Genomic DNA, 1,149 nt, shown 5'->3' on the forward strand with positions numbered 1-1,149 from the left:
ACGACAACAGGTCAACTGAGCGAAATCGGCGCCTGAGAGACTGCTGTCCTGCTTTGGAATTGTGCAACAAGGCCACTTTCCCTAGCTGCTGGAAAGAAATTACGGCAATCCTGTAAATAAAAATGACCTTGGTTGATATTGCCCTGCGTTAATTTGATTTGTAAAAAATTCATGTTGTATCCCTTAATTTTCCATCTACCTGGAGCGTTTGGTTATGCGGTACGGATCAACTGAGTAATCTGGCCTAATAACTGTTGCCGCACTGCGTCAATCTGCTCTGCATTAGTTTTAGGTGATAGATTCTCTTTCGCTTTGCGACCAAGGAAATAGCTGATCCGTTCAGCATTGGCACCTGAAGGGTGTGGCAAACCACTCAGCACACGATCAGTTTTGACCTTTCCTTGTTTGATCAGATAGTCAAACACCAGTGATACGTTCGAGCCAAGCGGAATGAAAAAACAGTCTTTCGGTAATTGTTTAAGCTCTTCTACGAAATAATTATCCAGCTGTTGTTTTAGTAATGGGCGACGCAAGATTGCGCTTGAACCTGTGTAATTACTTCCGCTATCAAACACCGGATATCGAAGTACGGATGTGTAATGCACATAGTGTGTATGCGTCGTAAACAGTCGATCGCATGAATCGAGTTCGAGTAATTGATTCACGCCAATGGAATCAAGAAGACTGATTAGACTCCCCCTCATTTTTCCACCAAAGCTAGCAGTTTCTTTGGCTTTTCTTTTCACTATGTCGAATGAACTACCGGCAATTATCTGACGTTTTGCTTCTGCCAATGCGAGATCAGCTTGTTGATAACCAGGGGTAATGCCGCATAAAACGATTTTTGCATCATGATTGATATAATCAAATGGCGCGTAATACACCGAAAACTTACCGTCATCAGTCATCTTTAAATTGGCTGGCAATTGATTTCCTGCGTTTGATTGATAATCTTTCATTTTTGCGATGTGTTGTTCGAATAACATATGAAACTCCAGTTAAATAGGTTGATTAGGCGCACTGAGCCAGTTCGGATAAAATGTCGCGCATCCAAAATGTTTCGTTTAATAAGGTTCCTGATTACCCATGACCCTCAGCCAGCTTCAAGAGCCGATATGGCATCGGAGGGCTTGCCACGACTGCATGCCC

Annotated in this window: 2 protein-coding genes; both read right to left on the minus strand. The window is 42.9% G+C overall.

Annotation, left to right across the window (positions count from 1 at the left end; all coding sequences use genetic code 11):
- Positions 1-11: 11 nt before the first annotated feature.
- Positions 12-173: a hypothetical protein gene (locus OKC30_RS20970; protein WP_270809818.1), complete on the minus strand. Its 162-nt coding sequence runs from the start codon at positions 171-173 to the stop codon at positions 12-14.
- Between the two features lie 39 nt (positions 174-212).
- Positions 213-986 (minus strand): hypothetical protein, encoded by a 774-nt coding sequence (locus OKC30_RS20975; protein ID WP_270809820.1) that lies wholly within the window; start codon positions 984-986, stop codon positions 213-215.
- Between the last annotated feature and the right edge of the window lie 163 nt (positions 987-1,149).

Origin of the sequence: Aeromonas sp. QDB18, from assembly GCF_027705325.1 — a bacterium.
Taxonomy (GTDB): Bacteria; Pseudomonadota; Gammaproteobacteria; order Enterobacterales; family Aeromonadaceae; genus Aeromonas; species Aeromonas caviae.

What these genes read in the sequence shown, in the direction of transcription:
- OKC30_RS20970 (WP_270809818.1), bottom strand. Translation starts at nt 173, where the DNA reads ATGAATTTTTTACAAATCAAATTAACGCAGGGCAATATCAACCAAGGT.
- OKC30_RS20975 (WP_270809820.1), bottom strand. Translation starts at nt 986, where the DNA reads ATGTTATTCGAACAACACATCGCAAAAATGAAAGATTATCAATCAAAC.